10 protein-coding genes are annotated in these 13,422 nt (G+C 71.3%); all 10 read right to left on the reverse strand.

Features of this window, described 5'->3' with window-relative positions:
- Positions 1 to 2,457: a xanthine dehydrogenase molybdopterin binding subunit gene (gene xdhB / locus ABD262_RS11135; RefSeq protein WP_344135673.1), complete on the reverse strand. Its 2,457-nt coding sequence runs from the start codon at positions 2,455 to 2,457 to the stop codon at positions 1 to 3.
- Positions 2,454 to 4,013, reverse strand: coding sequence for a xanthine dehydrogenase small subunit (locus ABD262_RS11140; RefSeq protein ID WP_344135676.1), 1,560 nt, complete (start codon positions 4,011 to 4,013; stop codon positions 2,454 to 2,456). Before ABD262_RS11140 ends, xdhB begins: the two co-directional genes overlap by 4 nt.
- Positions 4,014 to 4,209: 196 nt before the next feature.
- Positions 4,210 to 4,944 (reverse strand): aspartate/glutamate racemase family protein, encoded by a 735-nt coding sequence (locus ABD262_RS11145; protein ID WP_344135679.1) that lies wholly within the window; start codon positions 4,942 to 4,944, stop codon positions 4,210 to 4,212.
- Positions 4,941 to 6,491 (reverse strand): NCS1 family nucleobase:cation symporter-1, encoded by a 1,551-nt coding sequence (locus ABD262_RS11150; protein ID WP_344135683.1) that lies wholly within the window; start codon positions 6,489 to 6,491, stop codon positions 4,941 to 4,943. Before ABD262_RS11150 ends, ABD262_RS11145 begins: the two co-directional genes overlap by 4 nt.
- A 130-nt stretch (positions 6,492 to 6,621) precedes the next feature.
- The gene (locus tag ABD262_RS11155; protein WP_344135686.1) at positions 6,622 to 7,308 is read right to left on the reverse strand and encodes a GntR family transcriptional regulator; all 687 of its coding nucleotides are present in this window, start codon (positions 7,306 to 7,308) and stop codon (positions 6,622 to 6,624) included.
- 51 nt (positions 7,309 to 7,359) lie between these two features.
- Positions 7,360 to 8,208, reverse strand: coding sequence for a bifunctional allantoicase/(S)-ureidoglycine aminohydrolase (locus ABD262_RS11160; protein WP_344135689.1), 849 nt, complete (start codon positions 8,206 to 8,208; stop codon positions 7,360 to 7,362).
- Positions 8,209 to 8,221: 13 nt separating this feature from the next.
- Complete coding sequence (allB, locus tag ABD262_RS11165) at positions 8,222 to 9,595, reverse strand: allantoinase AllB (RefSeq protein WP_344135691.1); 1,374 nt, start codon at positions 9,593 to 9,595, stop codon at positions 8,222 to 8,224.
- Between the two features lie 16 nt (positions 9,596 to 9,611).
- The gene (locus tag ABD262_RS11170) at positions 9,612 to 10,481 is read right to left on the reverse strand and encodes a fumarylacetoacetate hydrolase family protein (protein ID WP_344135693.1); all 870 of its coding nucleotides are present in this window, start codon (positions 10,479 to 10,481) and stop codon (positions 9,612 to 9,614) included.
- Complete coding sequence (locus ABD262_RS11175) at positions 10,478 to 11,608, reverse strand: glycerate kinase (protein ID WP_344135695.1); 1,131 nt, start codon at positions 11,606 to 11,608, stop codon at positions 10,478 to 10,480. The genes ABD262_RS11170 and ABD262_RS11175 overlap by 4 nt, the downstream gene beginning before the upstream one ends.
- Before the next feature lie 8 nt (positions 11,609 to 11,616).
- A complete protein-coding gene (gene gcl, locus ABD262_RS11180; RefSeq protein ID WP_344135697.1) occupies positions 11,617 to 13,395 on the reverse strand; it encodes a glyoxylate carboligase in 1,779 nt (592 codons plus the stop codon).
- Positions 13,396 to 13,422: the final 27 nt, after the last annotated feature.

Below are 13,422 nucleotides of genomic sequence, written 5' to 3' on the forward strand. Positions count from 1 at the left end.
TCAGGTCCCCGCCCTGGCCGGCTGGGCGGCCTGCTCCGAGCGCGGCCGCAGGGGTGCGGCGTCGGCTCCGGGCTGGTCGGGCACGACCCCCGGCGCACCCTCGACCATCGCGGTCATGTGCGGCGGCTCGGCGCCGCCCCTGGCCTCCTGCACGGCCCAGAACACCGCCTCCGGGGTCGCCGGAGAGGCGAGGTCGACCGACGTGCCCGCCGGGCCGAAGGCGGCCGCGGCCTCGCGCAGGGCCTCGCGCACCGAGAACGCCAGCATCAGGGGTGGCTCGCCGACAGCCTTGGAACCGTAGACCGCGCCGTCCTCGTGGGCACGCTCCAGCAGCGCCACGTTGAACACCTCGGGCATCTCGGAGAAGCTCGGCAGCTTGTAGGTGCTCGCCGCCTGGGTGGCCAGCCGCCCCCGTGAGGGCCGGTCGGACTCGTCCCAGCGCAGGTCCTCCAGCGTCAGCCAGCCGGCGCCCTGGACGAACGCGCCCTCGACCTGGCCGATGTCGACCAGCGGTGACAGGGAGTCGCCCACGTCGTGCACGATGTCGACGCGCCGCAGCCGGTAGGCGCCGGTGAACTCGTCGACCTCGACCTCGCTGGCGGCCACGCCGTAGGAGAAGTACTTGAACGGCGAGCCGTGCATGGCCGAGGAGTCCCAGTGCAGCCCCTCGGTGCGGTAGAAACCGGCGGCCCATAGCTGGATCCGTTGGAAGTAGGCCTGGTTGACGAGCTCCGCCCACGGCACGGTGGCGCCGCCACCGACCTTGCCCACGTGTCCGTCGCTGAACCGCACGTCGGCCGGGTGCACGCCGAGCCGCCCGGCGGCGACCGCCCGCAGGCGTTCGATGATCTGCTCGCAGGCGTCCTTGACCGCCCCACCGTTGAGGTCGGCACCCGAGCTCGCGGCGGTGGCCGAGGTGTTGGGCACCTTGTCGGTGCGGGTCGGCGCGAGCCGGACGGTCGACAGCGGCACCCCGAGCGTCGTGGCGGCGACCTGGAGCATCTTGGTGTGCAGGCCCTGGCCCATCTCGGTGCCGCCGTGGGTGATCAGGACCGACCCGTCCTTGTAGACGTGGACGAGGGCGCCGGCCTGGTTGAACGACGTGAAGTTGAACGAGATCCCGAACTTCACGGGCGTCATCGCCAGGGCGCGCTTGGAGTGCTCGTGCGAGGCGTTGTATGCCGCGATCTCGGCCCGCCGCGCCGCGACGTCACCCGTCGTGAGCACCTGCTCCCAGCAGGTCGCCACCCGCTCGGGGTGCCGGACCGGCTGGCCGTAGGGGGTGGACTGCCCGTCGACGTAGAAGTTGCGCGACCTCAGCTCGATCGGGTCGATGCCGAGCTGGGGCGCGCAGCGGCCGAGGATGTCCTCGATGACGAGCATGCCCTGCGGCCCGCCGAACCCACGGAACGCCGTCTGGCTGGTCTTGTTGGTCTTGGCGATCCGGCCGTTCACCCGGACGTTGGGGATCCAGTAGGCGTTGTCGATGTGGCACAGGGCCCGGGCCAGCACCGGCTCCGACAGGTCGAGGCTCCAGCCCCCGTCGGAGGTCAGCGTGGCGTCGAGGGCCTGCAGCCGACCGGTGTCGTCGAAGGCGACCCGCCACTGGGCGTGGAAGCCGTGCCGCTTGCCCGACATGGTCATGTCCTGGGTCCGGGTCAGCCGCAGTCGCACCGGACGGCCGGTGAGCGTCGCCCCGAGGGCGGCGATCGCGGCGTACCCGTGGGGTTGCATCTCCTTGCCCCCGAAGCCGCCGCCCATGCGCAGGCACTGGACGGTGACGGCGTGGCTCGGCAGGCCGAGCACGTGGGCGACGATGTCCTGGGTCTCGGTCGGGTGCTGGGTCGAGCTCTGGACGAAGACCTGGCCGTTCTCGTCGACCAGCGCGATCGAGCAGTGCGTCTCGAGGTAGAAGTGCTCCTGCCCCGCGAACTCGAACTCGCCGCTGTAGACGTGGGCGGCGCCGGCGAACCCCGCCTCGATGTCACCGCGCTCCATGTGCGGCTGGCCGCCCTGGAAGCTCCCGGCCTCGATCGCCTCGTGCACCGTGACCAGCGACGGCAGCGGCTCGTAGTCGACCTCGACCGCGAGCGAGCCCAGCCGGGCGGCCTCCAGCGTCTCGCCGAGAACCCAGCACACGGCATGGCCGAAGAACATGACCTCCGACGGGAACAGCGGCTCGTCGTGCTTCACGCCCGCGTCGTTGACTCCCGGCACGTCGTCGGCGGTGAGGACCCGCACGACGCCGGGGACCCGCAGGGCAGGCGCCGTGTCGAGCCTCGTGACGCGGGCATGGGCGTGCGGAGCCTGCACCGGGTGGGCGTGGAGGATGCCGTGGGTGCGGACCGCGAGGTCGTCGGTGTAGAGCGCCTCACCGGTCACGTGCAGCGCGGCCGACTCGTGCGGGATCTCTTGCCCCACAACGGGATTGGCAGGGCGCTCGGACAATGCACTCATGCTCCGACCTCCTGTTGGGTCGCGGTCTCGGCATGCAGCTTGAGGAGCGCTGTGCCGAGCGTCGCCGTGCGGTATGCCGCGCTGGCGCGGTGGTCGTCCATCGGCGTGCCTTCGGCGCGCATCACGGCCGCGGCCTCGCGGACCACGTCGGCGTTCCACGCCCGACCCTCGAGCGCCGCCTCCGTGGCGAGCGCGCGGATCGGGGTGGCAGCGACGCCACCCAGCCCGATCCGCGCCTTGGTGACGACGCCGTCACGCAGGTCGAGCGCGAAGCCGACCGCCACGCTGGAGATGTCGTCGAACCGGCGCTTGGCCACCTTGTGGAACGCCGTGACCTCGCTGAGCGGCAACGGGATGCGCACCGCGCGGATGAGCTCACCCTCGCGCTTGACGGTCTGGCGGTAGCCGGTGAAGTAGTCAGCCAGGGGCACCTCGCGCTCGCCGTCGGCCGACGCGAGCACCACGACCGCTTCCAGCGCGAGCAGCGCGGGAGGGGTGTCGCCGATGGGCGAGCCGGTGCCGAGGTTGCCACCGATGGTCGCGCCGTTGCGGATCAGCCGGGAGGCGAACTGCGGGAACATCTTGTCCAGCAAGGGGACCCGTCCAGCCAGGCCGCGCTCGACCTCGCTCAGGCTGAGGGCGGCACCGATCTCCACCGAGTCGTCACCGACCGAGAGGGTGCGCAGCTCCGGCAGGCGGTCGATGCCGATCGCGAACGGCGTGCGCACGCCCCGGATGGTGACCTCGACCCCCCAGTCGGTCGAGCCGGCCACGAGGACGGCGTCGGGGTGCTCGGCCAGCAGGGACAGCGCCTCGGCGAGGTCGCCGGGACGGGCGTAGGTCCCGGTCGGACCGTCGAGCCGGGTGGCGCGTGCGGCGGGGGGCGCGGCAGCCAGCCGCGCGGCATACGGGTCGTCGTCGGCCGGCTCACCCAGGGCGTAGGCGGCGTCGCGGATCGGGCGGTAGCCCGTGCAACGGCACAGGTTGCCCGACAGGGCATGCAGGTCGAAGCCGTTGGGTCCGTGCTCGTGGTCGGGCGCGACCCCCGGTTCGTTGGCGGTGGTCGCCGGCTCGTGACCGTTCTGCGACGGGTCCGGGGAGCCGGCGGCGCCGGCACACCGGCCCTCGCGGTAGTACTCGGCGGCCATGCTGCAGATGAAGCCCGGAGTGCAGTAGCCACACTGCGACCCACCGCGGACCGCCATCTCGCGCTGCACCGGGTGGAGGGCATCAGGACCGCCGAGTCCCTCGGAGGTGACCACCTCCTGGCCGTCGAGCGCGGCGACCGGCACGAGGCAGGCGTTGATCGCCGTCCACTGCGTGCCGGCCCCCTCGGTGGGGCGGGCGACCATGATCGAGCAGGCGCCGCACTCCCCCTCGGCGCAACCCTCCTTGGCGCCAGTCAGGCCCTGGGCCCTGAGCCAGTCGAGCGTGGTGGTGCTGGGGTCGGTGCCGCCGAGCGGGCGCACCGCTCCGTTGACCGTGACGCCGTGCTCGTCACGAGCGTGCTCGTCAACAGCATGTGTGGTGACACCGTGCGTGTTCGCTGACGCCATCGCGCAACTCCCGTCGCCCCGTCGTTGGGGACCATCATCCCCCAGGCGTCACCGCCCAGGGGCATGGTTGCTGACAGGAGTGGGTCCGCCGGTTATCCATGCCGAACGACGGCCCTGTCGTTGGTTCCCAGAACGATACTTCTCAACAAACTGTTGAATCAAGGGTTTCGGGAGACGGGTTTCGCGATGTGGAAGGTCAGCCGCGGCCGAACCCCCGCAGCGCCCCGGTGTAGGCCTTCGGCGGTGGAGGGGCCAGCTCGCCGTGGGTCGAGGGGCGCAACCCGAGCCGCACGACGCTCTCGGCCAGGAGGGTCCCAGCCGCGACACCGTCGACGACCGGCACCCCCAGCTGCTCGGTGAGCAGCTCGGGCAGCCCGGCCATCCCCGCGCACCCCAGCACGATGGCGTCCGAGCCGTCGGCCGCCAGGGCGTTCTTCGCGAACGCGAGGATCACGGCATACGTCCGGTCGCGGTCCTCCTCCAGCTCGAGCACCGGGATGTCGCACGCGTGCACGCCGGCGCACTGGCGCTCCATCCCGTAGGTGCGCGTGAGGTCCCACGCGCGACCCACGGTGCGGCTCATCGTGGTGACGACGGAGAAGCTGCGACCCAGCAGCGTCGCCGTCTTCATCGCCGCCTCGGCGATGCCGATGACGGGTCTGGAGGCCGCCTCCCGGGCGGCGTCGAGGCCCGGGTCCCCGAAGCAGGCGAGCACGAACGCGTCCGCCTGCTGGTCCGCGCGGATGACCTCCAGCAGGCCCGGCACCGCCAGCGCCTCGTCGTAGTGGCTCTCGATCGAGGCGGGCCCCATCGACGGGGTGCGGGCGGTGACGACCGTCCCCGGGCCCGCCACCCGGCGAGCCTCCGCCTCGATCAGCGCCGTCATCGAGGCCGTCGTGTTCGGGTTGATGACGGTGAGGTGGACGGTCACTTCACACACGTCTTCGCGTCGAGCGGGCTGTCGCTGACGCCCATCCGGGGGGCGAGCAGCGCGTAGGCGGCGAAGCCCAGGCCGCAGCCGATGAACCAGGAGTAGTCGTCGAACCGGTTGATACCGGGGACGAACACCGCCGCGAGGGCACCGGCGGCTGCGATCGCGGTGGCCCAGATGGCCGGCGGGTTGTAGCCGCGCTGGTAGTGGTAGGCGCCGCCCTCGTCGAGGGTGAACAGGTCGTCGACGCAGACCCGCTGCTTGTGCACCACGTAGTAGTGGGCGATGAGGACTCCGAACAACGGGCCGATGAAGGCGCCCAGCGTGTCGAGGGTGTAGTGGATCGTCTCCGGGCTGTTGTAGAGGTTCCACGGCGTGAGCAGCACCGAGCCGACCGCCGCGATCATGCCGCCCATCCGCCAGCTGATCTTCTGCGGGCTGACGTTGGAGAAGTCGAACGCCGGTGACACGAAGTTGGCGACGATGTTGATGCCGATCGTGGCCGTGGTGAAGGTCAGCGCCGCGAGGACCAGGGCGAAGGTGTTGTCGATGTGGCCGACGGTCTCCACCGGGTCGGTGATCAGCTTGCCGTAGACCGGCAGGGTGGCAGCAGCGGTGAGGACGGTCAGCAGCGAGAAGAAGACGAAGTTGACCGGCAGGCCCCAGAAGTTCCCCTTCTTCACGGCCTCGAAGGTGCGGCCGTAGCGGGAGAAGTCGCCGAAGTTGAGCATCGGCCCGGAGAAGTAGGAGACGACGAGGGCGGTCGCGGCCAGCATGGTGGTGAACACCTTGCCGCCGGACAGCTCGTGGTCCGACAGGTTGAGGTTGACGCTCCAGTGCGCCTTGGACAGCAGGTAGACACACAGCGCGATCATCACGACGTAGACCGCCGGCCCGGCGAAGTCGATGAACTTGCGGATCGTGTTCATGCCGGTCCAGAAGACCGCCGCCTGCGCCACCCACAGCAGGGCGAAGGTCCCGTAGCCGAGCGTCGACAGGCCGAGGAACCCGTGCTGCGTCACGTCGGCGTAGGGCTCGAGACCGGGCCACATGCGGACGAGCAGGATGTCGAGCGATGCGGAGGCGAGGTAGGTCTGGATGCCGTACCAGGCCACCGCGATCAGCCCCCGGATGATGGCGGGGATGTTCGCGCCCAGCACCCCGAAGACCGACCGGCAGATCACCGGGTAGGGGACACCGGTGCGCTGGCTGGGCTTGGCGACCAGGTTGCAGAAGAAGAGCACGATCGTGATGCCGACGATCAGGCACACGAAGACCTGCCAGCTCGTGAGGCCGAGCGCGAAGAGGCTGCCCGCCGTGATGTAGCCGCCGACGCTGTGCACGTCGGACATCCAGAAGGCGAAGATGTTGTACCAGGACCAGCTCTGCTCCTTGAGCGGCGCGAGGTCCTCGTTGGTCAGGCGCTCGTCGTACGACGGCTTGATCAGGCCTGCGCCGGCGCCGTGGTCGTGCTCCCCGTGGTGGGTCGCGAACCCGGCCGCAGCGGCCGCTTCCTCGGTCTCGAAGGGCTTTTCGGTGGTGCTCATCCGGACTCCTTTGTCCACCGCGTCACCGCGGGTGCTTGCGGAGAACGCTAGGAGGGGATCCCTTGGGACAGAAGGCTTTGAACCGTATATCTGGGTATATCCAGGCGGCCGGCAGCCGGCTCCGCGCAGCTCAGCCGCCGAGGCGGGCGATGCAGGCGGTGAGCCGGTCGTGGTGGGCCTCGGCGACGGCCTTGAGGGTCTCGGCGTCGCGGGCGACGAAGGCGTCGAGCATCTGCTGGTGGTCCTCGCGCATCTCCGCCCGGTCCTCCTCCGTGGTGCGCATCATGGTCTGGACCGGCTCGGTGAGGTTCCAGGCGATGTCGAGCATGTGCAGCAGCCGTGGCATCCGGCAGGGCGCGAGGAGCGCCTCGTGGAACTCGCGGCTGGCTCGCTGGAAGGCCGCCGCGTCGTCGGAGGCGACAGCCCGGTCGAGGGCGGCGTGGACTGCGGTGGCGCGGTCGTGGTCGGCCTTGGCGGACTGGCGCACGGCCACCTCCAGGGCGGCCGCCTCGAGCGCCCCGCGCACGACGTAGAGCTCGTCGAGCTCGGCCTGCGAGAGGGCCGTGACGGTGTAGCCGAGGCGTGGCTGGTGCTCCAGCAACCCCTCACCGAGCAGCGTCTTGAGTGCCTCGCGCACCGGGATGAGGCTCACCCCGAAGAAGGTCGCCACGTCGTCGAGGGGGATCGGGCTGCCGGGCGGCACCGCCCCCGAGGCGATCACGCGACGGAGCTCGGAGAGCACCTGGGGTCCCGACACGTAGGCGTCCTCGCGGGTGAGCAGGCTGACGATGCCCGACTGTCGCCGTGGCTGCGTCATGCTCCACCTCCACCCGTCACCGGACCATCATGCCCACCTGCGCCCAGCCTCCTAGACGAGCTGCCGGCTGAGGACGGCGTGCCGGTTGACGTCCTTGTAGAGCAGGTAGCGGAACCGGCCGGGACCACCGGCGTAACAGGCCTGCGGGCAGAAGGCGCGCAACCACATGAAGTCGCCTTCCTGCACCTCGACCCAGTCGTTGTTGAGCAGGTAGACCGCCTTGCCCTCGAGGACGTAGAGGCCGTGCTCCATCACGTGCGTCTCCGGGAACGGGATCGCGCCGCCAGGCTCGAAGTTGACGATGTTGACGTGCATGTCGTGCCGCACGTCGGTCGGGTCGACGAACCGCTGGGTGGTCCAGACGCCGTTCGTGCCGGGCATCTCGCCGCCCTCGACGTCGGCCTCGTTCGTCACGAAGGCCTCGGGCACCTCGATGCCCTCGACGACCTGGTAGGCCTTGCGGATCCAGTGGAAGGTCGCGGACGCCTCGCCGCGGTTGTGCAGGGTCCACTCCTGGCCAGGTGGGAGGAACGCGTAGCCACCCTCGACCAGCTCGTGCGCCTCGTCGCCGAGCGTCAGGGTGAGCCCGCCAGCGACGACGAAGAGGACTCCCTCGGCCCTCGGGTCGGCCTCGGGGCGGTCGGAGCCACCACCGGGCGACACCTCGACGATGTACTGCGAGAAGGTCTCGGCGAACCCGGACAGCGGGCGGGCGATGACCCACAACCGCGTGCCCTCCCAGAACGGCAGGTTGCTGGTGACGATGTCGGTCATCGTCCCCCGCGGCAGGACGGCGTACGCCTCGGTGAACACCGCCCGGTCGGTGGTCAGCTGGGTCTGCGGCGGCAGACCTCCCGCCGGGACGTAGTAGGGGGTGGTCGTGGGGCGGGGCGTGGTCATCGCTGTCCTCTCGTCATGACGATCTCGTGAGCAGCCGACCGCGCGGGTCGGCCTCGATGTCGACCGGTATGCCGTGCAGCCAGGTCTGGCGCACCGCCCCGGTGAGCGCGCGGCCGGCATAGGCCGACACGGGGTTCTTGTGGCGCAGGGAGGTGACGTCGACCGTGAACGACTCGTCCGGCGCGAACACGACGAGGTCGGCCGTGGCGCCGACGGCGATCCGGCCACGGTCACCGAGGCCCACCTGGTCGGCCGGCCCCTCCCCCATCCACCGGACGACGTCGACGAGGGAGTGTCCCCGGGTGCGGGCCTCGGTCCAGACCGCGGGGAGGCCCAGCTGGAGGCCGGCGATCCCGCCCCACGCCTCGCCGAAGTCGCCCGAGTCGAACCGCTTGAGGTCCTCGGTGCACGGCGAGTGGTCCGACACGACCGTCCGGATCACGCCGTCCTCGAGCCCGGCCCAGAGCCGGTCGCGGTTGTCGTGCTCGCGGATCGGCGGGCAGCACTTGAACTGCGTCGCCCCGTCGGGGATCTCCTCGGCGTCGAGGGTGAGGTAGTGCGGGCAGGTCTCCACCGAGAGGCGCAGCCCCTCGGCCTGGGCGCCGGCGATCAACGGGATCGCGTCGGCGTCGGACAGGTGCAGGATGTGCGCCCGTCCCCCGGTCTCCCGCGTCGCGGCGATGACCTCGGCGATGGCCCGCTCCTCCGCCTCCTTGGGACGCGAACCCAGGAACCCGGCATACCCGGGGCCGTGGGGGTGGGGTGACGACTCGATGGTCTGCTCGTCCTCGGCGTGCACGATGACCAGCCCGCCGAAGGTCGCAGTCTCCGCCAGGGCCTCGCGCAGCTCGGCCGCCGACAGGTGGGGGAACTCGTCGACGCCGGAGTGCAGCAGGAAGCACTTGAAGCCGAAGACGCCGGCCTCGTGGAGCGGGCGCAGGTCGGGCAGGTTGCCGGGCACGGCGCCACCCCAGAACCCCACGTCGACCCAGGCCTGGTCGCGGGCGACGGCGCGCTTCTCCTCGAGGGCCGCCACCGTGGTGGTTGGCGGGATGGAGTTGAGGGGCATGTCGATGATCGTCGTGACGCCACCGGCCGCCGCGGCGCGCGTGGCGCTCGCGAAGCCCTCCCAGTCGGTGCGGCCGGGCTCGTTCACGTGGACATGGGCGTCCACGAGGCCGGGGAGCAGCACCTCGTCGTCGGCCAGGTCGACCACGCGGGCGCCGGGCACCTCGGTGTCGTAGGGCTCGACCGCGACGATGCGCCCGTCCGCGACGGAGACCGCCACCGCGACCTCCGCGCCGTCGACCACGGCACGCCTTGCCCGCAGGACCACCTCTGCCGTCACGCCCGACCTCTTCCCGGAGCCGTCCACCGAACCTGTCATGACCGTAATCCCTGCCTCAGCTCGCCGCTGCCGGTGTGGCGGAACGGGTGTGGTCCACCACCCGGCTCCGGTGGCTGCCGAGGACGCCGCCCTCGACCTCCACCACGTCGCCGTGCCGCAGGTAGGGGCGGGGCTCAGGGTGGCCCATCGCCACCCCTGCCGGCGTGCCGGTGATGACGAGGTCGCCGGGCTCGAGGGTCATCAGCCCGCTGACGTAGCAGAGCAGCTCGGCGACGGAGAAGAGCATGTCGCCGGTGGAGCCGTCCTGGCGCACCACGTCGTTCACGGTGAGCCGCAACCTGACCCGCGCCGGGTCGCCGAGCTCGTCGGGCGTGACCAGCCACGGTCCGACCGGGCAGAAGGTGTCGGCCGACTTGCCCTTGGTCCACGTGCCACCGCGCTCGAGCTGCAGCGCCCGGTCGGAGACGTCGTGGGCCAGCACGTAGCCGGCGACGGCCCCCAACGCGCGGTCGGTATCGCGCTCGTGGGTGAGTGGCGCACCGAGGACGACCCCGAGCTCGACCTCGTAGTCGGTCGTGACCGATCGCGGCAGCAGCCGGATGTCGTCGGTGGGCCCGCACACCGCGGTCGGGGCCTTGAGGAAGACGACGGGCTCGGAGGGCAGCGGCACCCTCGCCTCGGCCGCGTGGTCGCGGTAGTTGAGACCGATGCCGACCACCTTGCCGGGCCGGGTCACTGGTGGGCCGAACCGTGGGGCAGCGTCGCCGGCAAGGCGTGGCAGCGCAGTGGTGTCGACCGTGCCCAGCTCCGCCAGGAAGGCGGCGTCGATGTCGTGGGTCAGACCGCGCAGGTCGAGCAGCGTGCCGTCGGGCGCGACCACCACCGGCCGTTCCGATCCCGGTGGACCGACGCGGGCGACCCTCATCGCCCACCTCCGAGGTGCTCGCGCGCGATGCGCGCACCGATCCGCTCGAGCAGCGGCCCGGGCGCGTCCAGCGCCTCCTGCCGCGAAGCCCCTTCGTCGACGAGCGCGTAGGCCGCGTGCAGCCCTGCCGCTCCCAGCTCATCGGGAGTGAGCGTGACCTGGCCGGCCACCGCCACGGCAGGCACCCCTTTGTCGCGGGCCAGTGCGGCCACTGCCGCCGGGGCCTTGCCGTGCAGGGTCTGGGCGTCGAGCGAGCCCTCGCCGGTCACGACGAGGTCGGCACCTGCGACGGCGTCCGGCAGGCCGGTGAGCTCGAAGACCAGCTCGGCCCCCGGTCGGGTCGTCGCGCCGAGGACGGCCATCAGCCCGAAGCCGACCCCACCTGCCGCTCCTGCTCCCGGCGCGTCCCGTCGGTCAGCGCCGGTGGCCCGGGCGACGAGGTCGGCCCAGCGGGTCAGGGCGGAGTCGAGCAGCTCGACGTCCGCGGGGCCGGCGCCCTTCTGCGGGCCGTAGACGGCCGCCGCCCCACGGCTGCCCGTGAGGGGGTTGTCGACGTCGCAGGCGACGACGAGCTCGGCCCCGGCCAGCCCGGGATGCAGCCCGCTCAGGTCGAGACTGGCCGCGTCGAGCAGCCCCACCCCACCGGCCCCGACGACGCTGCCGGTCGCGGTCTGGATGGTGGCGCCGAGTGCCTGGAGCAGGCCGGCCCCACCGTCGGTGCAGGCACTCCCGCCGATCCCGACGACGACGCGCCGCGCGCCCCCGTCCAGCGCGGCGGCGATCAGCTCGCCGGTCCCCCTGCTCGTGGCAGTGAGCGGCGCCGGCCGGCGGTCGGGCAGCTGCGCCAGTCCGGACACCTCGGCCAGCTCGACCACCGCCTCCGCTCCGCGGAGGCCGTAGGCCGACCCACACGGCACACCGGTCGGGCCGGTGGCCTGCACCGGCACCCGCGTGAAGCCCGCGGCGAGGGCTGCGGCGAGGGTGCCGTCACCCCCGTCGGCGACGGGGATGACGGCCACGTCCGCCTCCGGCAGGACCGAGCGCACGCCGATCGACAGGTGCCTCGCGACCTCGGCGGCCGTCAGGGTGCCCTTGAACTTGTCGGGGGCGAGCAGGATGCGAGGCATCGACAGCCCTAGTCCAGGTTCGCGAAGAGCGCCGTCGGGGCGTCGGCGCCGCCGGCGGCCAGCTCCTCGAACTCGGTGACGCCGTCGATGGACAGGCCCATCGAGACGTTCGTGACGCGCTCGAGGATGACCTCGACGACGACCGGCACGCGGTACTCCTGGGCCATCGCCTTCGCCTTCTCCAGGGCGGAGTGGATCTCCTCGGGGTCGAAGACGCGAATCGCCTTGCAGCCCAGTCCCTCGACGACCTTGACGTGGTCGACGCCGTAGCCACCGACCTCGGGGCTGTTGATGTTGTCGAAAGAGAGCTGGACGCAGTAGTCCATGTCGAACCCGCGTTGCGACTGCCGGATCAGGCCGAGGTAGGCGTTGTTCACCAGGACGTGGATGTAGGGGATGTTGAACTGCGCCCCGACCGCCAGCTCCTCGATCATGAACTGGAAGTCGTAGTCACCGGAGAGTGCGACCACCGTCTCGTCCGGCACAGCGGTGGCGACGCCGAGGGCCGCGGGGACGGTCCAGCCGAGCGGACCCGCCTGGCCGGCGTTGACCCAGTGCCGGTCCTTGTAGACGTGCAGCAGCTGGGCCGCCTGGATCTGGGACAGGCCGATCGTCGAGACGTAGCGGACGTCCTTGCCGAAGGCACGGTTCATCTCCTGGTAGACCCGCTGCGGCTTGATCGGGGTGACCTCGAAGTTGGTCTTGCGCAACATGGAGCGCTTGCGGTCCTGACAGGACTGCGCCCACGCGCTGCGGTCGGCGAGCCGACCCGCGTCCCGTCGTTCTCGAGCCACCTCGACGAGGAGCTGCAGCGCCGCCTTCGCATCCGAGACGATCCCGTAGTCGGGCGCGAAGACCCGGCCGATCTGGGTCGGCTCGATGTCGATGTGCACGAACGTGCGGCCCTTGGTGTAGGTCTCGACGTCACCGGTGTGGCGGTTGGCCCACCGGTTGCCGATGCCGAGGACGAAGTCCGACTCGAGCATGGTGGCGTTGCCGTAGCGGTGGCTGGTCTGCAGGCCGACCATGCCGGCGTTGAGCTCGTGGTCATCGGGGATGGTGCCCCACCCCATCAGCGTGGGGATGACCGGGACGCCGGTCAGCTCGGCCAGCTCGACCAGGAGACCGGCCGCGTCGGCGTTGATGATCCCGCCGCCCGCGACGATCAGCGGCCGCTCGCTGGCGGCCAGCAGGTCGAGCGCCTTCTCGACCTGGGGGCGGGTGGCAGCCGGCTTGTAGGCCGGCAGCGGCTCGTAGGTCTCGACGTCGAACTCGATCTCGGCCAGCTGGACGTCGATCGGCAGGTCGATGAGCACCGGGCCGGGGCGCCCCGAGCGCATCAGGTGGAACGCCTGCTGGAAGGTGCCCGGCACCTGGGCCGGCTCGAGGACGGTGACCGCCATCTTGGTGAGCGGCCCGGCGATCGAGGCGATGTCGACGGCCTGGAAGTCCTCTTTGTGCAGCTTGGCGACCGGCGCCTGCCCGGTGATGCACAGGATCGGGATCGAGTCGGCGCTGGCCGAGTAGAGCCCGGTGATCATGTCGGTGCCGGCGGGACCACTGGTGCCGACGCAGACGCCGATGTTGCCGGCCCTGGCCCGGGTGTAGCCCTCGGCCATGTGGGAGGCGCCCTCGACGTGGCGGGCCAAGGTGTGGTGCAGGCCGCCGTTGGTCTGCATCGCCTTGTAGAAGGGGTTGATCGCCGCTCCGGGCAGGCCGAAGACGTTGGTCACCCCTTCCTTCTTGAGGATCTCGACGGCCGCTTGGGCCGCAGTCATGCGTGCCATGGTGGTGCTCCTGGTTCGGAAGAGGTC

Source organism: Pedococcus bigeumensis (assembly GCF_039531795.1).
Taxonomy (GTDB): Bacteria; Actinomycetota; Actinomycetes; order Actinomycetales; family Dermatophilaceae; genus Pedococcus; species Pedococcus bigeumensis.

Excerpts from the sequence above, each read along its gene's own strand:
- xdhB (WP_344135673.1), bottom strand. The coding sequence starts at position 2,457 with ATGAGTGCATTGTCCGAGCGCCCTGCCAATCCCGTTGTGGGGCAAGAG.
- ABD262_RS11140 (WP_344135676.1), bottom strand. The coding sequence starts at position 4,013 with ATGGCGTCAGCGAACACGCACGGTGTCACCACACATGCTGTTGACGAG.
- ABD262_RS11170 (WP_344135693.1), bottom strand. The coding sequence starts at position 10,481 with ATGAGGGTCGCCCGCGTCGGTCCACCGGGATCGGAACGGCCGGTGGTG.
- ABD262_RS11175 (WP_344135695.1), bottom strand. The coding sequence starts at position 11,608 with ATGCCTCGCATCCTGCTCGCCCCCGACAAGTTCAAGGGCACCCTGACG.
- allB (WP_344135691.1), bottom strand. The coding sequence starts at position 9,595 with ATGACAGGTTCGGTGGACGGCTCCGGGAAGAGGTCGGGCGTGACGGCA.
- ABD262_RS11155 (WP_344135686.1), bottom strand. The coding sequence starts at position 7,308 with ATGACGCAGCCACGGCGACAGTCGGGCATCGTCAGCCTGCTCACCCGC.
- ABD262_RS11160 (WP_344135689.1), bottom strand. The coding sequence starts at position 8,208 with ATGACCACGCCCCGCCCCACGACCACCCCCTACTACGTCCCGGCGGGA.
- ABD262_RS11150 (WP_344135683.1), bottom strand. The coding sequence starts at position 6,491 with ATGAGCACCACCGAAAAGCCCTTCGAGACCGAGGAAGCGGCCGCTGCG.
- gcl (WP_344135697.1), bottom strand. The coding sequence starts at position 13,395 with ATGGCACGCATGACTGCGGCCCAAGCGGCCGTCGAGATCCTCAAGAAG.